The following is a 26,070-nucleotide window of genomic DNA, read 5'->3' as shown; positions in this document are numbered from 1 at the left end:
CAAGCTGCGCAGAGATTCGGCAGTGCGACCCGTGGAAATCTTGAAAGCGCCTTCCTCACGTCATGCTGCGCCGGCATCACATCATTATTCTGCTGAAGCAGAGCTAGCCTGTTCCCTTGAGGAACCGCCGTTCGCTTTCGATTTGTAGCTCCGATTTTTATCTGAAATTCACATTCGACAGAGAAGGTTGAACGCAATCCCTGCGAGCAATTACGTTCGCGCAGAAATTCGAGTGTGAAATGTCGTCAGATCAAACCGTCCTGTCCGCCAGCGGCTTCGTCAACTCCATCGGTGTCAACACGCATGCCGGCTTCGGCTGGACCGACTACAACAATCTCGCGCTGATGGTCGACGACCTGAAATATCTGGGCGTCACCCGTCTGCGCGACGCGATGGGGACGAGCCCAGCTGCGCAGCCCGTCGTCGACGGTCTGGCGGCGGCCGGCTACAAATTCGACCTCCTGGTATCGTCCGCCTTGCCCCAGCTCGGGGCGGCCGGACTTCAAAGCTACATCGTCTCGCTCGATAAATTCACGACGAGCCACCCCGGCAGCATCAGCGCCATCGAGGGGTTGAACGAAGCCAATCACCAGCCCTTCAGTTACCACGGCAGCTCGAGCCTCAGTGCCGCCGCCCAGTACCAGAGCGCGCTCTATCAGGCGGTGAAGGGAGACGCCGCGCTCGCCAGCATCCCTGTCATCAACCTCTCGCTCGCCTACAACGACCCCCAAGGCTACAGCCAGCTCGGCAACATGTCGGGCTCGGTCGACTTCGTCAACGCGCACGCCTATGTCAGCACCGGCACGACCCCGAATAGCTCGCTTGCTGCAACATTGAGCGCCGTCGCGGCCGCAGCACCGGGAAAACCCGTCGTCATTACGGAAACGGGCTACACCACGCAGGCCAACACCCAATATCTCGGCGTTGACGAGACGGTGCAGGCCAAATCGATCCTGAACACGCTGGTCGACGCCTACAAGGCCGGCGTGAGCGCGACCTATCTCTACGAGATGTTCGACCGGGACTCTTCGGCCGCCAATACCAATCCGGAGGCCAATTTCGGCCTGTTTAACTCCGACGGAACACCGAAGCTCGCCGCGACCGCCGTCCACAACCTGACGAGCATCCTCGCCGATGACGGCAAGGGCGGCCACCAGCCGACGGATCCGTTGAACTACTCGCTGAGCAACATGCCGGCCTCGGGCAACAGCATGGTGCTCGGCAAGAGCAATGGCGCATACGAACTCGTGGTTTGGGCCGAGCCGAAACTCTGGAACGACGCGACTGATTCCGAGATATCCAATCCGACCGAGACCGTCACCGTAAATCTCGGCGGCGTGCATCATTCCGTCAAGGTTTATGACACTTTGACCGGAACATCGCCAATAACGACCTATACCGACGTCAGTTCGATCACCATTCCGGTCGGCGATCACCCGCTCATCATCGAGATCGACGCACCGGAGACCACGACGACTCCGCCGAGCACTGAGGCCAATATCACCGGTACCGGCGCCGAGATCGTGCCGCAGCTCTCTGATCTGAACTCATCGACGTCACTGGAGACGATCACGCTCACCGACACGCACGTCCTGCCGGTCGCATCGAAAGCGACGATGGACTACATGATCTCCCATTACGGAAGTGCGTTGGGCAAGATCCAGGGCGGATATTCGTTCTCGGTGACGAATTCGGCCTCGAACTGGACCAACACCAAGACCTATGATGCCGGCGGGAAGCTCGTCTCGACTGCGAATTCGGGCCTGAACAGCAGCGGCCTACCGATCTCGACCACGATCGTTTACGTGGACGGCTCCAACGACGCGATCGGCTACACCGCCGGTGTAAAGACCACCTCCGTCCATACCGCCACCGACGGAACCAAGACGACCGATACTTACAACACAGCGGGCGCTCTTCTCAACGAGGTCGTGCAGAAGTCGAGCGGCTATTATTCGACTACCATCTATACCAACGGCGTGAAGACCGCCGTCTATGTCAAGAATGCCGATCACACCCAGGACAACTACACCTACGCCATCAAGGGACAGAGCTTCACGAGCCAGGTTCAGCATGTCGATACGGCGGGCAAAGTCACTTCCGTGGTCCGCAGCCATGCGGATGGCTCGCTCGATTCAACGCAGGTCTACAACAGCGACGGCAGCAGCGTGATCACCACCTACAGCGCTACGGGGGTCAAGCTGGTCGAGACCGACTATCATGCCGATCACAGCAAGGACGTCTGGACCTACAACGTCAAGGACCAGAACTATGCGACAGAGCACGACGTCTACGACCCAAGCGGCTTTCTCACCACCCTGACGCGCCTCCACACCGACGGCAGCCTTGCCTTCAAGCTGGTCCAGACGACCGACGGCACCAAGACGACCGATTGGTACAATGCCGCCGGCAGCCTCACCAGTGAGGTCGTACAGAAGGCCAGCGGCTTCAACTCGACGACGCTCTACAGCAACGGCGTCAAGACCAATGCCTATGTCAAGAATGCCGATGGCAGCCAGGACAATTCCGCCTTTGGCGTCACCGGCCAGAGCTACAGCACGCTGATCCAGCACGTCGATCCATCCGGCAAAGTCACGGCCGTGACCCGCAAGCACGCCGACGGCACGCTCGACTATACGCAGGTCATCAACAGCAACGGCAGCAGCGTCGTGACCAACTACGACGCCGCAGGCACGAAGACGAAGGAAACCGACTACAACGCCGATGGCAGCAAAGACCTCTGGCTCCTCAACGTGGCAGGCCAGAGCTACACGACCGAGCACGATATCTACGACGCGACCGGCTTTCTCACCACGTTGGTGCGCACGCATGCCGACGGCAGCCTGGCCTTCAAGCTGGCGCAGACCACCGACGGCACCAAGGTATCGGACTGGTATGACGCCGGCGGCGTCCTCACCAGCGAGGTCCTGCAGAAGACAAGCGGTTACAGCGCAACGACGATTTACACCGACGGTGTAAAGACCGCCGCCTACATCACCAATGCCGACCAGAGCCACGACAATTACAGCTACAACATAACCGGGCAGAGCTACACCACGCAGCACCAACACCTCGACGCCGCCGGCAGGACGACTGAACTTGTCCGCACGCATGCCGACGGATCGCTCGACTATACCCAGGTCGTCAATAGCGACGGCAGCAGCGTGGAGAGCAGCTACAACGCCTCCGGCGTCAAGATGACGGAAACCGATTACCACGCCAACGGTTCGAAGGACGTCTTCCAGTTCCACGTCGCGGGGCAGACCTACACGAGCGAGCACGACAGCTACGATTCGACCGGCTTCCTCACCGACATCGTACGCACCCACGCCGACAACAGCCTGGCGTTCACTTTGGCACAGAGCTCAGACGGCACCAAGACTTCGGACTGGTACGACGCCAAGGGCGTCCACACCAGCGAGGTAACGACCAAGGCCGACGACGGCTACAGCTCCACGACCTCGTACACCAACGGCGTGAAGAGCGCCGCCTACATTACCAACGCCGATGGCACCTCGGACAACTGGGGCTACAACATCGCCGGTCAGTCCTACACCACTCAACATCAGCATCTCGATGCCTCGGGGCATATCGTGGAGGTGACCCGGACCCACGCCGACGGCACTCTGGATTACACTCAGGTCATCAACAACGACGGTAGCAAGCTGACGGACATTTACGACGGCTCTGGTTCCAAGACCCAGGAGACCGCCAACAACGCGGACGGCTCGAAGGATGTCTTCCTGTTCAATTTCAACGGCCAGACCGGAACGACACAGCACGAGCACTACAACAGTGCCAACGCGCTCCAATTCTTCGACGATACCAAGACGGACGGCACGCACAACGTCACCGCCGTCGCCGCGGGACAGACGATCCAGGGCGGAATCGGCAACGACGTGTTCTCGACCGCACCGAGCTCGACAACCGTCGCTTACGATCACGGCCAGGACCAGATCCTCAACTTCCAGTCTGGTGACGCCGCAACTCACGACGTGATCCAGATCTCGAAACTTCTCGCCGCGGATTACAGTCACCTACAGATCACGCAGTCCGACGTAAACGCCCTGGTCACGCTTTCGGCCAGCGACTCCATCCTCCTGAAGAACGTCAATGTCGCCAGCCTGACCAGCCACGACTTCCTGTTCGTCTGAACACGGCGGAACTGTCCACTGGAGCGCATCAATATCCCGGAGCCGGGACCAGCTACGGCAGGTCCCGGTTCCGTTCAATAATTAGGCGAATGCTTGGTCGACAGGCACCGGTCGCGCGATGGCAGCTCTGTCGGCGGCGATAGACGGTCCAGCTCGAAGAATTGAAGCGAGCTAATTGCGGCTGCGCCCCGGCGGCCAACCGACGCAGCGAACTTGCGTCACAATTGATCTCTAGAGAGAGGTAACGCCACGCAAGGAATTCGAAGCTCGATGGAAGCCAATGAAGCAAGACGTTTTGTAGTTCTCGACTTCTATCGCTTCGTCGCGGCCCTTGGCGTCTTCGTTTTCCATCTAAAAACTCTCGACAGCGGTATTGCACCGGCCTGGAACGGTTCCTATGGCCTTTTCGTGGACATGTTCTTCATTCTGTCCGGGTTTGTGATCTCCTATTCCTATCCGTCTGACGCGCGTGGTCTCAAGGCATATTCCCGGTTCATGATCCGCCGCATTGCGCGGATCTATCCGCTGCATTTTCTGACTTTACTGGTGTTCGTATTGCTGATCGGGTTCGGTCTAGACCGATCGGCGAGGTCGACGCCGCTGGACTTCCTGTACAACCTCGTTCTGCTTCAAGCCTGGGGCGTTACCGATCACCTCAGCTTCAACTCGCCATCCTGGTCGATCAGCGCGGAATTCTTCTGCTATCTGGTCTTTCCCCTGCTTATGCTGCTTGCACGCAAGGTCCACCCGCTGGTGTTGGCCGCAATCGTCGCGGCGCTCTATCTGATCCTGGCCCACGGCCATTTGCCGATCTGGCAAGAACGATCGCAGATGTATGGAGCCAATTACGATTACGGGATGCTTCGTGCGTTGCCGAGTTTCCTGAATGGAATCCTGCTCGCTATCCTGTTCAGGTTGTCGCATCCCTATCGGCAAAAGCGGGTCGTCTTCGCCGGCATCGCACTGTTCGGGGTCTCCGTGCTTGTCTTGAACGTCTTCGCCAAGCCCGATCTGGCCATTATTCTGTTTTCCTGCGCCATCCTGCTCACCGCCGTCGGCGAGAGCGCCTTCTCCAAATTTCCAGGCGCCCGCCTCCTCGGACGGCTCGGCAACACATCATACGCGATCTACATGCTGCACGATGCCGTTCTCATTGCCCTGTTCAAGCCGTTATGGGCTTCGCTCGGACTACGTCCGGATCAGTTTGGCCTTTTCGCCTTGGCGTGCTGTGTGGTCCTGACGATCATCGCGGACCGCACCTACGCCTATTTCGAGAACCCGGCTCGGCGCGTCATCAATCGCTGGGCCGATGGCGGGGTCGGGTCGCGTCCCAAGGCGCAACCCGCAACCGAGACGCCTATGCGTTTCGACAAGCCTGAGCAGGCGGTCAATTGACGCCGATGGCGTCAGCGCTCAGGCAACCTTACCGTCGGATTTCGGGCCAATCCGCGTCGAGCCTGCGCCCAGCAGCGGTGCGACATTGGCGCGAGACAACTCCATGACTGCCGGCAGCATGCGGCGGACCTGCGCGCCCGTGGTTTTATAGGCATCAAGGAACCTCCGTAGAAACTTCTCGAGATTGTCTCCGGTGAGAAGCTGCTCCGGTGAGAGCAAGAGCGATTCACTGACGCCGAAATGAGCGAACAGGCCCTGGAACTTGTCCTGATAGGTGATCGCCGCAACGGGGGTTCCCTGCCCGAGAGCCGCGATCGCGAGATGCATGCGGCCGGTGACAACCCCGTCCACCAGACCGACGACGGCCTTGATCTCGCTTGCGGATAGAACCTGGTCGACATGATGAACATGTTCGCCCAGCCTATCGCGCAAACGATCAGCCAGCGGCCGTAGGCAATTGTCGTCGGCGATTTCGGGACGATAGTCGTGCGCGAGCAACAGCCAGCTTGCATTGTTCTCACGCGACACGCGCCCCATTGCGTTCGCCGCAAGTTCGATCATCTGCTCCAACTTCGCCGGCTCCGCCTTCCTGAACAACATCGGGTGGATATTGAATACAAAGACGTTGCGGCCCTGGCTGCGCTGCTCCTCTATTCTGGCGGCAATCTGCTTCACCGCCGCAGTGTCTTCCCGCGGCACCAGCATGAAGGCCGAATCGGCGACGAGGTGCGCACGATTCGAGGCGAACTCTTTGAAGCGTTGAAGAGATAGCGCATCGCGCAGATTCAGGACCACACCCGGATCGAGCAGCCGAAATACCTCACGCAACGCCTTGGCCGGACGGGAGTTGAAGCTGAATCCGAGCACGCTGACCTTGGCGCCGCACGCAGCCATGAGATCAGCAACGAGCAGCATGCGAGCGGCATCCACGGGGGAATAGTAGCCGTCGAGCACATCGGCCCCCAGAACCACCCCGAAATCCGGCCTGGTGAGCGAAAGCTCCTGCGCCACCGTCTCATAGGAAAACGGCTGCCTCCAAAATTCCAGCGGCCTGAAACCCATTGCTCGCACTTCCGCGCTTGCCGCTTTGGTGGCGGTGACAATGTAGACCTCGATGTTCGGATGAGCCCGCTTCATCTCGCCGACGGCCGCCTCGATCATAGCCTCATCACCGCGCGACTGATGAATGCTCCAGGGGTCCGATGGGAGCAGGACGAGCCGGCGCGGGTCGTTGCGCGGCGCAGCGTTCGCGCCAAGACCTTTCCGGGCGATCTGCCACCTGCGCAGCTCGAGCAGATCGACCGCGAATGGCGTATTCTTCGCGCTGTTGAGCCAGCCCCGGAGATGCTTGCGAACAGGTACCGGAATCAATTGTTTCACGACGTCTTCCTCGTCTTCATCAGGCGGTCACACCACGCTTCACGACGAAAGCGATCAGGGCGAACAGCTGCTTCCGCCAGAACAGCAGGATGCTCATCACATAGGTCGCTCCAAAGCACGACGACAGCAGCCCCATCCGCAGGTAAGGGTTCATGTCTGACGTCGCTTCGCGGCACAGCGCAACTGCGCCGTAGGCCAGAACAATTGCGCAAAGGCAGCCTGCGACGGGCCGCAGAAACTGGTCCCAGCTCAGCCCCAGCAACCGGAGCGCCAGCGCGAATGTCACAGGAGTCACCACGAGCTGAGCGATGGCAAAGATCGTCGCCAGCCGCCCTATGTCGTGCGACGGAATCAGAAACATCGCAGGCACAACCGTGCAGAATTTAAGAATGTTCAGCAGGAAGACGTAGTTCGGCTTGCCCATGGCGCCGAAATAGGCGCTGTTGACGAATTGCACGGTCTGAACCGCGCCGATCAGCATCAACGGTCTCATTACCGCTTCGCTGCCGCTCCATTTTGCACCAAATAGCAGCAGTGACAGCTCCGGCGCGATGGCTGCAAGGAGCACAAAGACCGGAGAGCCGATCAGCGCTCCCAAGCTGACACTGCGCAGATAGGCATCGGCAATACGATCACGCTCATGGGCGATCTTGGACAGCGCGCTCAGCGCAACATCCATGACTGCCTGGGTCAGCAATTGCATCAGGATAATGTAAACTCTCGCGCCCACCGTGTAGATGCCGAGCGCCGCGACACCATAGAGCGACAGGATGATCATATCGATCGTACGCACGATGGCGAAATCAAGCAGCCTGTTCGACACGACGTGAATACTATAACCGGTGAGCTCGCGAAAGCTCTTCAGGTTGCGGCCGCGCATCGGCAGCCATCGTGGCTGGCTCCAGAGCCACAGGCCGCTGACCGCGCTCTGAACGACCACCTGGATGACGAGGCTGAGCGCACCAAATCCAGCATACGCGCAAGCGATTCCCACCACGCCGGAGATGGCGGTCGCTACCATGGTCCTCACCGCAAGCACGCGAAAGTCCATTTGTCGCTTGTAGAGCGCCTCCTGAAACAAGGTCGCGGTGCCAATCGGAAGCGAGAGGCTCGCGGCGGTCAATAGTGGCGCCAGTCCCTTCACGTCGAGCCAATGTTCGATATGCGTCGCCAGCAGCGCGATCAGGACCGCAAGGACCGACGATGCCGCCAACGAGCAGAAAAATGGCAGAGTCACGTCTTCGGGCTCCAGCGTACGGCGCTGGATCAACGCGTCACCAAAGCCGAATTCAGAGAGGGAGCTCAGGAGCAGCAGGATGAAGGCAACCAGCGCAGCGAGACCGAAATCAGTGGGATCGAGCAGCCGCGCCAATATCAGGAACAGAACAAACGACAGCGCACGGCCGCCCCAATTCTGGGCCAGCGACCACAACAACGCGACCACAACCTGCTGTTGTTTTCCTGGAGTGCCGTTCATCAACAAATCGACCCAATTCCAACAGATCCAGTCACAATCGCCCGCTAGAAAGCGAGGCAAGCGATGACCGCGCGTGCAGCTGTCTCAGTCACGATGACGGCCGCAATCGTGCGACAGTATGACGACCTCATGGCAATCAGATGAGCGCCATTGATCAGCCGATTTAGCGTGGAAGTGAGTTCAAATCGTGGACTACACTCCAGTCGGTCTCAACGATGTGATGCAAAATGGATGCCTCGATGAATACGTCCGCCACGCCTTCCAGGCACAACTCCAGGCGCTTGCGCGTAGCAATCTACGCACCGCATTTTGCAGAATATTCCTACCGGCTCGCATCAGGATTGGCCCGCCATTGCGACGTTCGCCTCGTCCTCAACCGCAAGGATGCAAACCAGCAATGGGAACTGGCCGACATCGCCGTGGCGAAAACCTTTGATACCCGGGTCCGCGATCTAAGCCTGCGCCGCGGCGGCGCGATCGGCATCCCGGCCTCCTTCCTCGATATAATATCCTTTCGTCCAGACGTGATTCATTGTCACGAAGTTCCGGAGATCTATACGTCCAGGCTGGTCCAGCTGCTGCGGCCGCTTGGAATTCCGCTGGCGCTAACTGTTCATGACGCCATTCCGCACTCGGAAGGCGGCTCCGGCACCTCTCCACGAGAGGATGGTTGGCGCGGACGCATGCGCTCGTCCGCGTCGCTCATCACGACGCATGGTGAGAGCTGTATCGGCGATTTTCGCCGCGCCTCACCTCACTTCAAGGGGAAAGTCATCTCCAGTATGCACGGCGTCCTCATGGTTCCGCCCACGCAAAGCGCGGTCACTGAGCCGGAATCCGGACGCATCCTGTTTTTTGGAAGAATGTGGGCTTACAAGGGCCTCGACGTCTTCATCGATGCGATCGACCTGTTGGCACGACGCGGGGTCGCGCACGAAGCGTTCGTCGCTGGTCGCGGTCCCGAGATGACGCGGCTCGGCGGGCGGATGGAAGCGATGCCGACAGTCAAGGCGATCAACGCCTACATCTCCCCCAAGGAGACGGGACGGCTTTTCCAATCCGCGACCGTGGTCGCCCTGCCCTACAAGGATGCCTCGCAAAGCGGCGTACTTGCATCCGCCTACGGCAACTCCCGCCCCGTCGTCGCCAGCGCCACTGGAGGCATTCCCGACGTCGTGACGGACGGCGTGAACGGGCTTCTGGTCCCCCCCGGCGATGCTGCCGCGCTGGCCGATGCCCTCGAACGGGTGCTGACGTCGAAGCCACTCGCCGCAGCATTGAGCGACGGTGCGCGGGAGACGGCAATTGGTCTGTTGAACTGGGATCGCATTGCCGATGGACTGTTGCCGTCATATTACAGGCTCGCGGGCCGTACCGTGAGCTGATCGTGACAGACATCGCGAACTTCTAGACGGATTGTTCCATCTTGCTCAACGGCCGAAACAACGTTGTGCGAACCGCGCCGTCCAGCAGACGCCTGAGCCTTACCTCGATCAGTTCGTAGCTGATCGCGCTTGCAACCAGCGACATCAACGAGCCGATCAGGATGAATGCCGCCCATAGCAGCCAACGATCGACGCCGACCGCGACGAGCTTCAGCCCGATCACCTGCAGCGGAAACAGCACAAAAGGATGCACGAGATAGAGGCTGTAACTTATCTTCCCCACATATTGCAGGGCCGGCATGCTGAGAGCCCGCGCCAGGCCTGAGTCAGGGGCCAGCACCATGCCGAACAGCAGGACACCGGGAACAAGTCCCACGAACGGATGAAACAGCACCAGGCTCGCATACATGGCGACCCCGCAAGCCAGGCCGGCTATCAGACCGAGAGGCCCCGGAATGGAGATACGCCAACCCGTGGCGCTGAACAGCATCCCGATGCAGAAGAACGCCGTAATCGGCCAATGCATGAGGCAGGCGACGCCCAGCAAGATCAAGGGCGCCGCGAGTACCCTGCCTCCGATGCGCAACATCGAGAATGTCAGCGCGAACCAGATGTAGAACGCCCACTCGTAGGTCAATGTCCAGGCGTTCTGCTGAGCGATGGGCAAGCCAAGCGCGTCCTGCACGAAGAACAGATTCGCGGCGAAGATTCCGAGATAGCTTGTCAGATCGATTCCGCGGAAGAACTTGTAGCCGACAACCGGTCCGACCGCGAACAACGCAAGATGCAGGACGACGAATACCGGCATGATGCGCAGGATACGGTCGAAGAAGAACCGCGGCAGCGAGCCGTGCCGCACCAGACTCGCCGGGATCAAGAAGCCGCTGATCATGAAGAACAGTTCGACACCATGCCCGCCGACATTGATCACCGACTGCAGCCAGAGCCAGAGCGGCGGCAGGAAGCCGGGATCCGGAATGTCGTACATGCCCCCCTTCGGCATGTCGTAGAAATGATCCATCAGCACGCTCAGGGCCGCAATGCCCCGCAGCCCCTGGACGGACGGAACGAACGATCCGTCGTGTCCTGGGCTCGCCTGGTGCGCAGCTCTCGTCACTCCGCGGCACCCTGCGTGCTGAGAGCCGGATCGAGAACGACCGGCTTCCTGCGCGCCGAGCGGAACCTCTGCCCGAAGGAAATGCTGGGCTTCTCGACGAAGGTATATGTCATCCAGCTGACCAGGATCGACAGCATCACGATCATGACGGCGAAGGCCGACCATCCCAACGGTCCATCGCCGACCCAAGCCAGGCGGTGGATCGCGACGATTACGAATGGCGACATCAAGTAGACGGAATAGCTGATCGTGCCGACGAATGCCATCGCGCGCCAAGCCATCCTCTCACCGAACGCAGCAAACGCGATGAAGACGAGCGCAGCGCAGACATAGGCCGATCCGATCGAATAGCTGTAGAAGAAGTTCTCCTGATAGACGCCGCCGAACCTCCTGTCGGACAACGTGATGGCGAAGATCGCGTAGAGCGCCGTACAAACGCCCACGTGCGACCAACGCAGCTTTCCGCCGATGACCGTGTCGCGAACGACCTTACCGAGGAACATCGCCGAAAGGTTCAGTCCAACCTCCATCAGAGACGAAACCGTCCTGCTTTCGATCAGAAGCGCCGCGGCCGTCCCAATCAGCGCGGCAGCAATGACAATCCCAACTGCGGTCAGGGGCCGGTTCAGCAATCCCATCGCAAAGAGAATGGTGCACCCGAAATAGAACAGCAGCTCGATCGCCAGCGTCCAATAGAAGACCCAGAGGTTCGGGATGTTCACGAACGTCTGCAGCATCGTCACGTTGGCGACGATCTGCGACAGCGGATAGGCTTTGGACTCCAGTACCAGCATCGTGGCGAGCCCGATCAGCATCGAGGTCCAGTAGGCCGGATAGAGCCGGAAAAAGCGACTGATCGTAAAATCCCGCACTGGGGTCGCGCTATTCGGAAAACTGAACGGGATGACGAAACCGCTGACGAAGAAGAACAGCACGACACCGAACCGGCCGAAATTCATGTAATAGCCGATCGCGTCGTGGAAGACCCAGTAGTAGGCGCCCGTCGGGTGCTTCTGGACGATCACCTCAAGCACGTGCTGGAACAGAACCGCCAACACGGCGATGCCGCGCAGCGTATCGATGAATGCGAGCCGCTTATGCATTGTTCGTTCTCACCTGCTTCTGCCCGCCGCCGTCCTCGGCACGTCTATGCCGAGACCGTCCAGCGAGCGTATCGGCCGCGGTACCTCCATCGGGACGGCATCAACTGCCCGCGCGGATGTGGCGCGCCGGGAGAATACTTCACTGAAGCTCAATGCGATGATCAGGAGGCCCGACGCCGGACCGTAGTTCAAGACCGTGATCGTGAACAAATTGACGACGAAGATGAGCGTCAGCTTGTATACGTCGGTCGCCCCAAAGTTCGCACGAAACACCATCACCATGAATGCAACGAACGGGAGACCGAACATCAGGTATGTCCCGATGTAGAAGTTGTCGACGGGCACCCAGTACGCCGCGAGCGGCGAGAACAGCTTCTGCGGATAGTTGAAGCAACCCGCGCCACAGCCCGTTACCAGACCGATTGGCATCAGTTGGCTCATATAGACGAACGGCAACTGCCAGCTGTTGTTGATCCGGTCGATAATGCTGAACATGGTCGAGTGCGGCACCGCCGCCGTTCCCGATGCGACCACGATCATGAAGAACGGGACCAGGATCGCAGCAAACGACCACAACGCGATGGCCCGGATCGCGGGGAAGCGCGACTTCTCCGGCAACATTCGCACGATCACCAGCAGCACCAGGTACAGCACAAGGACGATCATGGTCGTCTTGCTGGTGGTCAGGCGAATGACGTAAACCGCAAGGGAGCCGTACAGAAGGCACCACATCGTGCTCTTGCGAATTGACGTGATCGCAAACGACACCAGGATGAAGAAGGCGGCCATGGTATTGTCGGCGGCAAAGCCCATAAGGCGCTGATCGTCGCCGCCGTAGGCCCACCACAGCCGGCCCGCCTCGCGTACCGCGCCGAAAGACTCATATTTGTAGCCGACCCAGGGCATGACGTAGAACTTGGTCAGCAGCACGCCGATCACAGAGAGATAGAAGGTCGCGGCGATCACCGACAGCAGCTTTCGGTAGGAACCGAGGCTTGAATCGCAGAAGCAGAATCCGACAAACACGGGCAGCATCATCTTGAATGATGAGATTGCTGCGGTGGCGGTGCCCATCATGAAGTAGCCGAGAACCAGCGACAGCATGATTTGCGCGAACACCAGGAGGGCCAGGGTGCTGCGATTGCGCAGAATGCAATGGACGAAGAACTGGACCAGACACAGCAGCGCAACGGCGTCGGGCAGGTACCAGAGCGTGTCGAGGTGAAGGATGCTGGTGTAGTAGCGTATCACGCCGCCGAAGGCATCCCGGACCAGATAGACCCCGAGCGCGATCGCCTCGATGCTGAGGCTGATCAGCGTGATTCGCGGGCGCTGGAGCGCGAGGGCGGTCATGCTGGCCTCAGTTCGTCAGCCGCGCCGATGGCGCAGGAGATGCCGAGAAATCGGGCCGGCTTCCAAGAGCGTTCCGAAGCAGCTTGCCGCCGAGGACTTCGATGTAGAGATAGCTGAAGTGAGAAACCACCAGCACCGCTGCCAGTGAGACCACGAGATTCAGCGTGGCCGGCAGTCCCGCCCAAATCGAATCGAGTGCAGCGATCGGCCGCGGCCCGAGCGCCCGTACGAAGTACTCCGCGAACAGCACCACGAGCGCATGCACCATATAGATTGAGTAGGACCGGCGTCCGAGCCAGACCAACGGCCTTGCCACCAAAATCCGGGGCACCAGCAGCGCATCTGGAAAAGCCAACAAACTGCCGAGGAAGATCGCGAAAGTCAGTGGCGCAAGGAAGGTAATCGCCGGATTGGTCTCCGCAAGCGACACCAGCGCGATACTGGCAATCATGGCAACCAATTGCAGCAGGCCCTGCAGGGCCGGACCCGGCTTGCCCGGCAAGCAATGGACGACCTTCACCGTCAACACGCCCAGGAAGAAGCTCACGAAACAGCGCAGGATGCCAAAGTCGGTCTGAAGCCCGAGGCTCCTCTTGTCGAGCACGAACACGATGAAAAGGAAGCTTCCGACCACCAGCAATCCGCAAAGGACGTAGAACCATAACAGCGAACGCATCCGCTGGGCGAGCAGGACGATCAGGCCGAACACCAGGTAAGTATAGAATTCGACGCTGATGCTCCAGCTCGGCGCGTTCCAGCTGAGATAGTCGATGAACCCCATCGAATGCAGAAGAAAGACGTTGAGCACGAAGGAATAGGCATTGTTCACCTCGAAGGCTGCGGGAGCTGCAACTACGACGCCGGCTGTGACCAAGCCGATACGCAGGAGGCGGAACAGGAGATTTGCGATCAGCATGACGATGTGCAGCGGATAGACCCGCGCCAGACGCCGCACCATGAACTCGCGCAACGAGAAGCGGCCGAAGTCGCCGTCGACATAACCCAGCGACATCACGATGCCGCTGAGAACAAAGAACAAGTCGACCAATAGCCACGCGCTTCTGAAGAATGAGCAATTGATCCACGCATTGTGTGGGAATGCCGCCAGAAAAGTCGGCATCAGCAGAAGATGGTGGATCACCACAGATGTCGCGGCAACACCCCGGATGCTGTCAAGCGGAAGGACATGCGCTTTCTCACGATGAACCGGCTCCGTCACATCGACATTCCGTAGCTATTGCACTGCAGCAGTCTGTATCAGGTCTTTGCGTGCTTTCAATCTTCACGATTGGAGAATCGCATGTGGCGCATGACGACCAGCGATAAACTCATCGCTCGCTCTCATTCGGACATGCGCCTGACAAGTTTGCGCCGTTTTTGTTTTCGCGAGCGCCACGACGAGCTGCCGAATGTTCGCGAGCGTTTGCGAATAAAGTATGCGCGAAATCCGGCCATGTTGCGATTCCCGCTTTATTAAAGGCGTTTCTCATTCGTTCAGGAATATCTTTGGAACAAAATGCGGGTGTCGGTTTTGCGACTACGTCTCGTGGCGCCTCGAAAATCTTCAAACTGCAACATTCGTGGGCGGCAACGTGCTGATCGCGCAGGCATTGAAAATCTCATTGCAACCGACGAGAGACAGTCGGCGCATTCACAATCGGGCGGCAGACTCAACGGAATGAAACCACGGGCTTTTGCACCGCACAAAAATTGACACAGTTGGCTGTCACTGCTTGCTGGTACTTGTTTTGCAGCAATGACGAAGGGACACGGATGAGCTGCGGATTGACACGTCGCCGTGCGAAGCCGCGACGGCTACTGATCATATTGACGGGGTGTGCTCTGATCGCATCGAGCGTTGGTCCTTCCCAAGCTCAATGCGTCGAATTCGCGGATCGCGCCTCGCAAGTCGAGCTCGACGCCTTCGTAAAATCGCCTTCTTCGCTTCTGGAGCGGCTGCGCAACGATAAAGAGAAGCTGAGGTCCCGGCTTTCCACATATATCGCGACCAATCCCTCGGTATTGCCGTCAGTGCAGACGCTGATTTCCGCGGCGGCTTCCCCCGATCGCTCGGCGATCGGCGCAGCGCTGCGGGTCGCAGAAGCGCGATGCACGTCTACGAAGCCGGACGCTGCGCGCAAGATCAAGGATTTCACGCAACGGGTCGGGGATCTCGCCGTGCAAGCAGGCTATTCCGCTGCGGGGGAAGATGCATCCAGCGCGCCATTGCAGCCGAGAGATAATGGACCGGCCCTTCCGACTCGGGGCGGAGCTCTCTTGGACGGCGAGTGGAAGACCAAACTGGCCAACCCGTTCAAGCCTGTTCCCATCCCAAATTGATCAGCGACCGTTAAGGCAGCGAATTTGCAAATGTATCAGCCCAGAGAACACTTCCGATCGGGACACCGATTCGGCATCGAGTTTGGCGGCGCGGTCCTCAGCTTCGACCGCGTGACCGACGTCCTCCGTCGGCAATGGCCCCTCATCGCTGCGACAGTTGGCGCAGCGCTGGCTCTGGTGGTCGTCTACCTGATCCTGGCGAAGCCGATGTATACGGCGAACGCCCGCATCATGATGGATACCCGACAAACCCAGGTTCTGGACAAGGACAGCGGCACCAACAGCGCTTTGATCGACACGGGCTTTGTCGACAGCCAGGTCGAAGTTATAAACTCGGACGACCTCATCCTTTCCATCGTTCGCCGCCTGCGGCTAACGGAGGATCCGGAATTCAACGGCTCCAATCCGGGACTTTTCACCACCGTTATCGGCAAGGTCATGGCTGTATTCGAATCCCGCGAACCGCCCTCGCAGGAGCGGATCGAACACGCCGTGGTCGAATCGATTCAAAAGGGTCTCAGAGTCGAGCGCGTCCTGACCACATACGTCTTGTCGCTCAGTTATCGCGCGCACAGCCCGGACAAAGCGGTCAAGGTCGTAAATGCGATCGCCGATGCCTATATCGTGGGCGCACTCGAAGCCAAATACCAGTCGACCAAGCGGGCGACCGAATGGCTCCAGCAGCGGAGCGTCGAGCTTAGCGAGCAGGCGACGGCCAGCGACCGCGCGGTGCAAACCTTCAAGGCGGAGCATAACATTGTCGGGACCAGCCGCGGACTCATGTCCGAGCAGCAGTTGTCGGATCTGAATACACAGCTGGTTCAGGCTCGAGCGGCAACGGCCGAGGCCAAGGCCCGCCTCGACCGGATCGAAGCGGTTTCAGATCAGGACCTCGCCCAGCCGACCGTGACGGACGCGCTCAACAACTCGGTGATTACACGCCTGCGCGCCCAGTATCTCGACCTCGCGGCCCAATATGCCGATTGGTCAAGACGCTACGGCAAGACCCATCTTGCGGCGGTCAATTTGGCCAACAAGATGGAAGAGCTGCGCAAGAATATCGCGGATGAACTTCATCGGATCGGAGACGCCTATCGCAGCGATTATGAGATCGCAAAAAGCCGAGAGTCGTCTCTTGACAAGAACGTGAAAGAGCTCGTCGCCCAAGCCGGTCACACCGGCCAGGCGGAGGTCAAGCTACGCGACCTCGAAAGCGCGGCGGATACCTATCGCAATCTCTACAATAACTTCCTCGAGAAGTTGCAAAGCGCCACTCAAAATCAGAGCTTCCCGATCAGCGAGGCCCGCCTGATCAGTACCGCGACCAAGCCCGATCGCAAGAGTTCGCCGCGAACGCTCTTGGCACTGGTGGGGGGCCTGGTAGGTGGCCTCTGCCTCGGCTTCGGGGTCGCGTTTGCCCGCGAATTGCTCAATGATGTCTTGCGCACCCCCGCCGAGGTCGAGGACGAGCTCGGCGTGAAATGCCTTGGCGTCCTGCCGGATATTCGGCCCACGACAAAGACACGTGGATTGCTTTCGACATCCGCGAAGACCGACGTTGCGGGGCTGTCCCGCTACGTCGTCGATCATCCTTTCTCCCGGTTTGCCGAAACGTTGCGCAATATCAAAGTTTCGATCGACGTCGCGCGCCTGACTAAAGAGATCAAAGTCATCGGCATTGTATCGTCGCTGCCAAAGGAAGGAAAAACGACGGTCGCGGCCAATTTCGCTCAGTTGATTGCCATGACGGGGCATCGCACCATCCTGATCGACGGCGACTTGCATACCCGCTCACTCACGCGCGAGCTTGCACCTAACGCCAACAGCGGATTGGTCGAAGCCCTCAATGATCCGACCGCCTTCGGCTATCATGTGCAGCGAAGCAAGGAGACGGGCCTCGATTTCCTGCCCTCCATCGTTGCTACTCGCATGGTCAATTCGGCCGACGTCATAGCGTCGAGGGCGATGGCCGACCTGCTTACGGTGCTGCGGGAACAGTACGAATATATCATCATCGATCTCGCCCCCGTTATGCCGGTGGCGGACTCCAAGGCTTTCAGCGTCCTGATCGATGCAATGGTCTATGTGATCGAATGGGGAGCGACCACGCGGACTGCGCTTCAGGAATCGGTTTCGGGATCGGAGATCCTTCAGAAAAAGCTGCTGGGTGCCGTTCTCAATCGCGCCAACCCGAAGATGCTCGGGCGTATCGAGGCGTATAAGGGTAAGCACCGCAACAGCTATTACGTCGAGCCTGCCTGACGCGAGGGGGCGCGGTCAGCGATCGCGCCCCTCCGGAGACGGTCATCCCACCACGAGTTCCCCGACAGACGCGCTCGCCGGCCGGCTGTTGTTGCGATCCCCCGTTCCTCTCGGCCGAGCCACAGCGTCGCTCCAGGGTTAACCCGTGTTCAGGGCGGGCGCCGAATTGTTAGCGGGCTCGATTCGGCTCGGGGTTCCCAGAAGCCGCGAGGACCAACCCGCAAAGGGATGAGGACCGCGGACAGATCTGCCCGCCCACCTGATCGCCTGATCTCCGTATTCATCCGGAATCCACAAATTGCGATCTCTGCCGTAGCCCAAGGTATGCCATAGCCCAAGGCATGGGTTGACGAGGGTGATTACGGCGACAAGATAGAACCGTATCGTCACCAGCTTCTCCTTGACGAAGCTTGGACCTGCCAGCCTTTTGGGGCACCTTTTCTTCCGAGTTCCCTGGGGCTAATGTGAGCTCATACTCTTTGTTCTTTTCAGGTAGGTTCTGATGGTGATCGTGCTCATCGTCTTGAGCGTCTGGGTATTGCTCAACATCCTCTTCGTATTGATCGTGGTTCCCCCGCGCAGGCCGCGGCGCCAGCCGGCGACCACTCTCGCCCCTGCCCCGCTCGACCCAAATCGGCGCGAACTCGAGCAAGACGAGCCCTTCTCACTTCGCCACGTCGTCGCCTCGGTGGCAATGGGGGCGTTCTTTGTTCTGGTGCCGCCGCTGCTCGCGTTGCGCGATGCAGTCGTTCGCCTTTTCAGGAAAACGCCAGGAAGCGGAAGCTAGGGGCATTCTGTGGCCCTGCGCTCTTCCTTTAGGGGTCTAATAGGCTTCCTGGAACATCACGGCTGAAGCCGTACGCGCCATGATCTTCAGATCCAGCCAGATGCTCCAATTGCTGACGTACCAGATGTCGTATTCCACCCTTTTTTCCATCAGGTCGATTGTCGGCGTTTCGCCCCGGAAGCCATTGACCTGAGCCCAGCCGGTCAGGCCTGGCTTCATGTGGTGGCGGTATACGTATTTGCTGATGAGCTCGTCATAATAATTGTCATGCGCGAGCGCATGCGGGCGCGGCCCGACCAGGGACATGTCGCCGCGCAAGACGTTCCAAAGTTGTGGCAATTCGTCGATGCTTGTCATGCGAAGAAAACGCCCGAGCTTGGTGACCCGCGCATCCCGCTTGGTTGCTTGGGTAATCGTCTGCCCATTTTCGGAAACCGTCATGGTCCGGAATTTCCAGATCTCGAAAGGCTTGCCATTGAAACCTCGGCGCGACTGCCGGAAGATGGCAGTTCCCGGCGAGCCCAGCTTGACCAGTACGGCAACTGTCAACAACAATGGTGTGAGTATGAGGAGCGCCAACAAGGCGATTCCGATGTCGAGACAGCGCTTTTGCAAACGCTCGAAGACACTGAGCGGGGACCGCTGAATCTCCACGGCCACGGTTCCGCTGACCGGCAGGAACGGGCGCGACACGAGGTCAGCGATTGAATCGTCCGGCAGAAGGCGTACCGGCTGAGGCACCGCGCGCAGGTAAGGTCCCAGTTTTCGAACCATCGGCAATTCGTTCCAATCGATCGCAACAAGATATTCGTCGACGTCCTCCTGACGCGACTGGCGAATGACGTCTCGTATCTGTCGCTCCCAATTACCGTCGCCATTGTCGATCCCAAGCACGAAGTGGCGCATGACATCGAAGCCGTTCCGACGCAGATCCTTAAAGCGGCTCGAGGTGAAGTCGAGCGGTTTCAGGCTCAGCAAAATCACCTTCCGATCGACCAACCTGCTCCTGGCATAATTTGTCCCCAGTACGAACTGCCAGACAAAACGCAGACTGATCAATCCAGCGCCGCCGATTGCGGCGAAAATGATCACCGTGCCGCGGGATAGATTGTCCGTCGACTTCAGCAGAAATGCAGCGACAGCGAGGATCGTCAGCGACGCCAACCATATGAAGACGGCCTTGCGCAGCTGCCAGACGAGATCCAGCAAGCGGTGTGTGGCATAGACATCCTGGAAATACGCGACCGAGACGAACACAACGCCGACAATCAATCCGGCACCCATCGATGCTCCGTCGACCGTGGAAGCGATCGCAGCGCTATAAATCGCAGCTCCCGCGCCATAGCTGAGCAGGATCAGCAGAAAGTCAGCAGCAATGACGACGATTTGAAAGGGCCTCTGCAAAGCAGAGGCGCGCCTTGACGAGAGTGCACCAATATTTTCGGAGCCATAAGTTGCAACAGCCATTCGAACCTCTGTCATCGAGAGTGCTTGACGTTGATCCGTGATGCAGAAGATCCGTCACTTCCCCGGCGCCAACCTGTTAAGTGATCACAGCGATATTGTGGCGCTGCACGCACAATTTTTGCGACGCAACTATGCGTCGCGGTTTGTCACGATTCCCGTCGCGTGTTGAAGATCGCGTCACAGTGCTGACATACGATCGAGCTCGATGCCCTATTTTGAATCAAGTTCCCATCGAACGAGCTGCGCGTTGTATGGCCAACCACTCAGCTCACCCATCTTTGAAGCGTCCCTTGAATCGATTACTAGAAATTCTAGAGATTGCGCTTTAAAGCTGTATCGGCAGAGGCCGTCGTCCGCCGGCATGCATCTTTCCAGCCGAGCGTTTGAGCAATGCAGCCCGGCGAAGGTGCCTGATTTACGCGGCGCGTGTCGACAAACCAGGCAGCAATCGAACGCCACGTCTTCGGCGCAATCCGGCTGTCAGAGAGGTGGGCTGTCTTTTCTGCTCCTTGCCCGCGGACCGACTTGACGAAATTATCCCCACCACTCCAGCGAGTACGCGCGCCATGGTATCTCTTGCCGTATCTCTTGCCCGATCTCGCCCGCCGATTCACAGGCCGCAACTGCCGGACGGCGTTCGGATCTACGCGATCTCAGATATTCACGGCTGCTCGCATTTGCTGCAGCCCATGCTGGGGGTGATCGACGCCGACGTCACCCGCAGTCGGCCGGCCCATGCGATCGAGGTGTTCATGGGCGACTATATCGATCGCGGTCCGAACACACGCTCCACGCTAGACATCCTGGTCGAACGAAGCCGGCGGGGAAACGCGGTCTTCCTCAAGGGAAATCACGAGGCGTTTCTGGTAAAGGTTTTCGAAGACCCGTCCTTGTTCGAAGATTGGATTCGCCTCGGCGGCTCCCAGACACTGATGTCCTATGGGCTCGCGCCGGATCTGACGCGCGACGATCCCGCGTCGATACTCCGCGATTTGATTCGCGCAATGCCTGGCGAGCATCTCGAATTCCTGGACGATTTGCGGCTTAGCTATACCTGTGGGGACTTCTTCTTTGTCCACGCCGGCGTTCGCCCGGGTGTACCTTTGGCCGAGCAACGAGAACACGATCTGCTCTGGATTCGCGAAGAATTTCTTCGGAGCGAAGAGCAGTTCGGCAAGTATATTGTCCATGGTCACACGCCGGTTCGTGCCGCCGAAGTCCTGGCGAATCGCGTCAATATCGATACCGGTGCCTACGCGACGGGCAATCTGACCCTCATGAGCATACAAGGCAGCCGGATGCTCGCGGTTTGACCAACCAGCAAAGGTTTGCTGATCATCGACGGTACGTAACGGGCTGAGGACTCACCTAGTTGAGCGTGAGCGACTTTTCCCGCCGTGGTCCCGTTTCGGCCATCCAAGCGCTCCAGGCTTGCTCATGCTTGGCGTAGAGCTCCAGCCACCGCTGCCCGGGCTTGTCCTGATCGATACGACGGTCAGTGCCCGGAAGGGTGTCGGGATTGTCCAACGTCTCGAACTCGATTGTCTCCGCAATCGTCAGACCGACAAGGACGCGCTGTCCGGCACCATCCACGACGTACCGTCGCGGAGCGTCCTTTCTAAGCTTGGTCATGTCGCGTGCTTCCTTTGCCGGAAGAATCGAGGTGCCGAGGTGTCGCTCCTAAAAGGCCCGTCGAGCATGACCGAACGCTGAGCTGGGATTCGGTCGGGCAATTCGGCTTGAGGTGCCGCAGGGATCGTTCGTGCTCGTTCGTTGGAGACGGCAGGCGCGAAGCGCATATCCTGAAATGAATCCAGCGCAGAAAATCAAAGCGGAGATAGATACAGATGCCATGCGAGCCGTCCTGAATGGTGGTACCCATCAAGAGCGAGTAGTGTGTCGACATCATGGTTCTCGATCACATCTGGAGCCGAAAGATTCTCACGCCTGATCTCAACATGAGCAGCATCCAAGCTTGCCTTAGCGCAGTCTTCGGCCAGCGGCACCGACAGCTTCTGAAACCGGTGGTTGCTCCCGGGTCCGTTCGGTTCGAACCACACACTCCTTCCTCCGGCGCACCCGAAGAACGGAGTTCGCGGCCGTTCTACGGACATCCACACTTGCAACCTTTCAAAAGCCGTCGCATTATTTCTCGTCCATTTTGAGAGAGATCCATCCAATGAATGTCCGCACCTTTATTCCAGCCATTGCTCTTTCTGTTCTTGGCCTCACCTTGATGACGGCCGCAGCTCCGGCCGCGGAACTCACGCTTGCTCCGGCGCACCATCGGGCGGCCTACGTCCGAACCGGTTACGTGTTTTGGGATGGAGTCTACCCGCCTGCGGTCTATGGTCCCAATCTTCGTCCCGTCGAGGAAGTTGCGGCCATGAAGGCAGAAGCGCGACCCGTGTCGCAACGCTGGTGGGGGTATTGGTACGCTTGGTGAGCGGCAAAGCCGTTGAGCTGATAAATGCGTTCAACTCTGAACCGCCGCAACACCGGGCCACCGGTGGCGGCAGTTTGCTGGACGTCCACGTGAGCCGATCAACAGTGATGATTGAATGAGCGGCCGCATGAAAATCAAAGCAGCCGCTACGAGCTTATGTGTTTTTGCCGGCTGCTGGCTACAAGCCTACGCTGCGACCGCGGGTGAATGCGTCTCCCGGCCCGAGCGCTTCGAGCTTGCTTCTGACACCGTGTATTGGACTGTTTCGATTCCATCCGGGACGGAGTGCCTGCAAGGTCTGCGCGGCAAAACACAGCTCCTGAATGAAGTTAAACTGGTGGATGCGCCGAGTGCCGGCGTCGCGACGATCGCCGGCCCGTCGTTTCGCTACCAAGCGTCCTCGAGCCCAGGAACTGACCGGTTTCGCATCGCGGTGTCGGGCGAAAACCGGAGGCAGCGCGGATCATCGATCATCGCTGTGGAAGTGACCGTCAGATAGAACCGTGCCGACAGCCGAGGAAAGCGGAGCCAGAGCCCTGTCGCTGCACTGGGCGGCTCGATAGAGGAAGTGAGGCAGCCCAGCCCGTGACGCCTGAACTCAGCTCCCTCACGCAAGGGTCCTCACGGAGGGCTTCTCAAGGGAGGCTGCCGATTGCCGGCAAGCTTTCGACTTCCCGCCGGGAATGCTCTGCTACTTCGCCTGCGCACCCCGGTCCCAGGGCCGCTTGCCATCCGCGCCCCTGTCCCACGGGCGCGCTGTTGGGGCGTCCTTCTCCTGCGTGGCGGCCTGCGCACGATCGGCTTGAACCCGTTCGCGGTCGGTTAATGGGGCCTTCGGAGCTGGCGGTTCGGGCTGCGCCAATGCCGGCGTCGCAATGAGCAGCATCGCCAAAATGAATTTTTTCATCCCCGGCTCTAGCACAAGTGGCCGCAGGCTGTCCGATCTATTCGCTACTTCTGGTCCTCGTTGCTGGTGCCCGTGCCTGGACTACCGATAGGCATACCATTCGAGGTATGCCCAGCTCCGGAGTTTCGCTGCGCCTGGGCGGCGGATGGAGATGTCCCATTTGCCGTCGGGGGCTGGACGTTCGGATTGTTCTGCGAGGCGGTGCTGTGATTGGCGCCTGTCGTGGTGCCTTGCGTTCCCATACCGGAGGGGCCCGAGGGTCCGGAATTGGCGCTGCTCGACGAGGTGCCTGTGCCCGCGCCGGAACTCGCCGCCGAGCCCGCGCTGGCGCCGGCGGCCCCTCCGCCTGCACCACCACCGCCGCCACCTTGGGCGAAGACCGGCGCGGACAGAGCAAAGCATGTGAGTGCCACGAGTGCGGAGCTTCTAATCATCGATGATCTCCCTTGTTTGGTGGACAATCCATGGCTGTCCTGGTTGGTTCCTCTATCAGCTCGCTCGGGGGAGATATCGGCGGTCGTCGTTCCCATAGGCTCCGTCCGGTGGGGATGTCGCGAGTGAGATCAGGACCAGGACTATTGCGAGACCTTCACTCGACATCAAAGCCCGCAAGGTGCTCGGGCGCCGGCGGAGCGGCTCGCTGTAGGCTTCCGCGAGAGGACGCCGCCTTCAACAGAGACCGGGCGGCGACAGAAGCGATGTGCATCCCTGCGAGGCGGATAAACCCTCTCCAAGTTTGCCTGCAAAAAATTGCGATCGAGGGCGCCCGTCGCGATTGGCGAGCAGATTTGTCGTCCTAACAGAGACTTGCGCGGCCCTCTCCGCTTGCGAAGGAATGGCCGAGCAGGTTCGAAACAGGGGCTGAACAGGTGCTTAACAGGCGCCGAACACGGTCAAATCTCGCTCGGTGATGTCGTAACCCAACACTCACCTTCCGGAGTGAGGGACTGAGCCGCTGTGCCTTGCCAACATAAAAAAAGGGAGCGCGAGGAGCGCTCCCAATTGGAGAATGAGAATGTTCGCGCTTTCTAAAGCAAGTAATCCGGATCGATCTTCATGCGCAGCAGCGCAAGCACGCGCTTGAATTCGTCCGTGACGTCTTCAGGGAACATACGGATCCGGTCTTCACCCTCAAAGATGAGTTCGAGACTCTTAAGCTGCGACTTGACATGCTCAAGCGTGTAGCGCTCGCGCCTCTTATTGTATTCGCAGATGGCCCGCATGTCGCCTGACACCGCCTTGATGACCAACTGCTTGTCAATGGCATGGTGCGCAGGGATCATCTTACGCTCATTGCCTTCGATGATCGGCACCAGCATTTCCGTCGCATCAAAGAAATCGCGCCGCATCTGACCATCCGAGATGGGATGCGACCGCTTCCGCGGACGGCCCTTTGGATTGCCGGTGGTCCCCTTTGAAAACTGCCCGTTGCGATTACGGCTCATATCATTACTCCTCGAAAAAGCATCCAAGGAGGGCACACAAACAAAATTGGCGTGGCCTCCGGTGACCAAATCCCTGCAAGCAGGAGTTCGGACCCATCAGGCGTCACGCCATCATTTGCGCACTACATGCCCGGTTTCTGCATCACGCAAAGCCCACATGGGCCAAACCGAGCTCTCGCACGAGGTAAATCTTTATAGCTCAGATCGGCGCTTTGATCAACGATCGCACCCCCGTTTCTGATAAGGGCGACCGCAGGATTGCGCTGCTCAAGTTCGGCCGCTCAGGATTCCCAAAACGAAAGGTCGATCTAGAGCGCCGCTTGCTGGCCAAGACCAGCAAGCGTGCGGAAACGGCGAGCGAGATCTGACCAAATCGCCTCGACCGCTAGTGGTCCTCCCGCGTTCTTCGTTCCCCAACTGCCGGTGTGAGGGACGCCGTAGATTTCGGTGGGGCCCATACGTGTGTGTGCAGATGGACTGCAGGCCTCGCGCCATCCCAGCCGCCCCAAACCGAGGGCGGACCGGACGGAATCGAATGTCATGGCCCCAAGGCATAGGGCCATTCGGGGCTTGACGATCTCGAGCTGAGGCAAGGTGTAGGCTACGGCGCAGCGGTGCAGATCCTTCTGCGGGACCTTGCTGCTCATCCCCCCTGGCTTGATGAAGACCAGCACGTTGGTGGCATAGGTCTGCGAAAAGCACAGGCCAAAATGGGAGGCCAGCAGACGCTTCAGATTCTGGTTGGTCGCAAGATGGGCGTCCTGGCCCGTCATCGCTCGGTCCGCACGCTTTTTCGCACCATCGTTGCGCCGAAGGTAACCCTGAGAGGCCCAGTCCTGCCCGATGATCATGAGGTCGGCGTCCAGATTGCATGCCGACTTGGTCCAGGGCACAACGAAGTCGAAGTCCCAACTTCCTCCGTCATACAGGTGCAAATGATGATAGCGGCCGCCGATCTCGGCGCGGCGCTTTGCAACCAGCGCCGCCATAGCGGCCTCTCTATCCATTCCCTGCCTCCTCGCCGAGAACCCACATGCTTCTGATACCTTGTT

At 59.2% G+C, this 26,070-nt stretch carries 21 protein-coding genes; 10 read left to right on the top strand and 11 right to left on the bottom strand.

Translation table 11 applies throughout. From position 1 onward, the window contains the following. The first annotated feature begins 239 nt into the window (after positions 1–239). The gene (locus ABIB00_RS17350; RefSeq protein WP_354105184.1) at positions 240–4,154 is read left to right on the top strand and encodes an RHS repeat protein; all 3,915 of its coding nucleotides are present in this window, start codon (positions 240–242) and stop codon (positions 4,152–4,154) included. Between the two features lie 270 nt (positions 4,155–4,424). Continuing rightward, the gene (locus ABIB00_RS17345) at positions 4,425–5,549 is read left to right on the top strand and encodes an acyltransferase family protein (RefSeq protein ID WP_354105183.1); all 1,125 of its coding nucleotides are present in this window, start codon (positions 4,425–4,427) and stop codon (positions 5,547–5,549) included. Between the two features lie 18 nt (positions 5,550–5,567). Here ABIB00_RS17345 and ABIB00_RS17340 read toward each other — a convergent pair whose 3' ends face one another. Together ABIB00_RS17340 and ABIB00_RS17335 are read right to left on the bottom strand one after the other, a co-directional pair. Beyond that, complete coding sequence (locus tag ABIB00_RS17340) at positions 5,568–6,929, bottom strand: polysaccharide pyruvyl transferase family protein (protein WP_354105182.1); 1,362 nt, start codon at positions 6,927–6,929, stop codon at positions 5,568–5,570. A 19-nt stretch (positions 6,930–6,948) separates the two neighbouring features. After that, positions 6,949–8,406 carry a lipopolysaccharide biosynthesis protein gene (locus ABIB00_RS17335; RefSeq protein ID WP_354105303.1) on the bottom strand — a complete coding sequence of 486 codons (1,458 nt, stop codon included), beginning with the start codon at positions 8,404–8,406 and terminating at the stop codon, positions 6,949–6,951. Positions 8,407–8,633: 227 nt separating this feature from the next. On the opposite strand from ABIB00_RS17335, the gene ABIB00_RS17330 reads away from it, so the two are divergent. Then, a complete protein-coding gene (locus ABIB00_RS17330; RefSeq protein WP_354105181.1) occupies positions 8,634–9,791 on the top strand; it encodes a glycosyltransferase family 4 protein in 1,158 nt (385 codons plus the stop codon). A gap of 22 nt (positions 9,792–9,813) precedes the next feature. Here ABIB00_RS17330 and ABIB00_RS17325 read toward each other — a convergent pair whose 3' ends face one another. Genes ABIB00_RS17325 through ABIB00_RS17310 form a run of 4 tightly spaced genes read right to left on the bottom strand, consistent with a single transcriptional unit; the run spans position 9,814 to position 14,583 of the window. Next, positions 9,814–10,908 carry an acyltransferase family protein gene (locus ABIB00_RS17325; protein ID WP_354105180.1) on the bottom strand — a complete coding sequence of 365 codons (1,095 nt, stop codon included), beginning with the start codon at positions 10,906–10,908 and terminating at the stop codon, positions 9,814–9,816. Continuing rightward, positions 10,905–12,011 carry an acyltransferase family protein gene (locus ABIB00_RS17320; RefSeq protein ID WP_354105179.1) on the bottom strand — a complete coding sequence of 369 codons (1,107 nt, stop codon included), beginning with the start codon at positions 12,009–12,011 and terminating at the stop codon, positions 10,905–10,907. The genes ABIB00_RS17325 and ABIB00_RS17320 overlap by 4 nt, the downstream gene beginning before the upstream one ends. 9 nt (positions 12,012–12,020) lie before the next feature. Beyond that, positions 12,021–13,364, bottom strand: a complete 1,344-nt coding sequence (locus ABIB00_RS17315) for a hypothetical protein (protein WP_354105178.1) — start codon at positions 13,362–13,364, stop codon at positions 12,021–12,023. 7 nt (positions 13,365–13,371) lie between these two features. Further along, positions 13,372–14,583 carry an acyltransferase family protein gene (locus ABIB00_RS17310; RefSeq protein WP_354105177.1) on the bottom strand — a complete coding sequence of 404 codons (1,212 nt, stop codon included), beginning with the start codon at positions 14,581–14,583 and terminating at the stop codon, positions 13,372–13,374. An 81-nt stretch (positions 14,584–14,664) separates the two neighbouring features. Here ABIB00_RS17310 and ABIB00_RS17305 point away from each other — a divergent pair, with 81 nt between their 5' ends. From ABIB00_RS17305 to ABIB00_RS17290, 4 genes are all read left to right on the top strand, one after another. Next, a complete protein-coding gene (locus ABIB00_RS17305; protein ID WP_354105176.1) occupies positions 14,665–14,841 on the top strand; it encodes a hypothetical protein in 177 nt (58 codons plus the stop codon). A 296-nt stretch (positions 14,842–15,137) separates the two neighbouring features. Further along, positions 15,138–15,704 carry a hypothetical protein gene (locus tag ABIB00_RS17300; protein ID WP_354105175.1) on the top strand — a complete coding sequence of 189 codons (567 nt, stop codon included), beginning with the start codon at positions 15,138–15,140 and terminating at the stop codon, positions 15,702–15,704. Between the two features lie 30 nt (positions 15,705–15,734). Further along, complete coding sequence (locus ABIB00_RS17295) at positions 15,735–17,966, top strand: GNVR domain-containing protein (RefSeq protein WP_354105174.1); 2,232 nt, start codon at positions 15,735–15,737, stop codon at positions 17,964–17,966. A gap of 502 nt (positions 17,967–18,468) precedes the next feature. Continuing rightward, positions 18,469–18,753 (top strand): hypothetical protein, encoded by a 285-nt coding sequence (locus ABIB00_RS17290; protein WP_247448010.1) that lies wholly within the window; start codon positions 18,469–18,471, stop codon positions 18,751–18,753. A gap of 36 nt (positions 18,754–18,789) precedes the next feature. Here ABIB00_RS17290 and ABIB00_RS17285 read toward each other — a convergent pair whose 3' ends face one another. After that, positions 18,790–20,220, bottom strand: coding sequence for an undecaprenyl-phosphate glucose phosphotransferase (locus tag ABIB00_RS17285; protein WP_354105173.1), 1,431 nt, complete (start codon positions 20,218–20,220; stop codon positions 18,790–18,792). A 566-nt stretch (positions 20,221–20,786) separates the two neighbouring features. On the opposite strand from ABIB00_RS17285, the gene ABIB00_RS17280 reads away from it, so the two are divergent. Further along, on the top strand, positions 20,787–21,533 hold the full coding sequence (locus tag ABIB00_RS17280) for a metallophosphoesterase (RefSeq protein WP_354105172.1): 747 nt from the start codon (positions 20,787–20,789) through the stop codon (positions 21,531–21,533). Between the two features lie 55 nt (positions 21,534–21,588). On the opposite strand, the gene ABIB00_RS17275 is transcribed toward ABIB00_RS17280, so the two are convergent. After that, on the bottom strand, positions 21,589–21,852 hold the full coding sequence (locus tag ABIB00_RS17275; protein ID WP_354105171.1) for a hypothetical protein: 264 nt from the start codon (positions 21,850–21,852) through the stop codon (positions 21,589–21,591). Between the two features lie 547 nt (positions 21,853–22,399). On the opposite strand from ABIB00_RS17275, the gene ABIB00_RS17270 reads away from it, so the two are divergent. Together ABIB00_RS17270 and ABIB00_RS17265 are read left to right on the top strand one after the other, a co-directional pair. Then, complete coding sequence (locus ABIB00_RS17270; RefSeq protein ID WP_354105170.1) at positions 22,400–22,666, top strand: hypothetical protein; 267 nt, start codon at positions 22,400–22,402, stop codon at positions 22,664–22,666. 127 nt (positions 22,667–22,793) lie between these two features. Continuing rightward, a complete protein-coding gene (locus tag ABIB00_RS17265) occupies positions 22,794–23,165 on the top strand; it encodes a hypothetical protein (protein WP_354105169.1) in 372 nt (123 codons plus the stop codon). A 192-nt stretch (positions 23,166–23,357) separates the two neighbouring features. Here ABIB00_RS17265 and ABIB00_RS17260 read toward each other — a convergent pair whose 3' ends face one another. The 3 genes from ABIB00_RS17260 to ABIB00_RS17250 all read right to left on the bottom strand — a co-directional run bounded on the left by ABIB00_RS17260 (position 23,358) and on the right by ABIB00_RS17250 (position 26,025). Beyond that, positions 23,358–23,573: a hypothetical protein gene (locus tag ABIB00_RS17260; RefSeq protein WP_354105168.1), complete on the bottom strand. Its 216-nt coding sequence runs from the start codon at positions 23,571–23,573 to the stop codon at positions 23,358–23,360. Between the two features lie 1,028 nt (positions 23,574–24,601). After that, entirely contained in the window at positions 24,602–25,018 is a 417-nt protein-coding gene (locus tag ABIB00_RS17255) for a DUF5681 domain-containing protein (protein WP_354105167.1), read from the bottom strand. Positions 25,019–25,326: 308 nt separating this feature from the next. Continuing rightward, positions 25,327–26,025: a uracil-DNA glycosylase family protein gene (locus ABIB00_RS17250; RefSeq protein WP_354105166.1), complete on the bottom strand. Its 699-nt coding sequence runs from the start codon at positions 26,023–26,025 to the stop codon at positions 25,327–25,329. Between the last annotated feature and the right edge of the window lie 45 nt (positions 26,026–26,070).

This window comes from Bradyrhizobium sp. LB14.3 (assembly GCF_040547985.1).
GTDB lineage: Bacteria > Pseudomonadota > Alphaproteobacteria > Rhizobiales > Xanthobacteraceae > Bradyrhizobium.
Note: the sequence above shows the minus strand (reverse complement) of the source record. Positions and strands in the feature narration are given on the sequence as shown.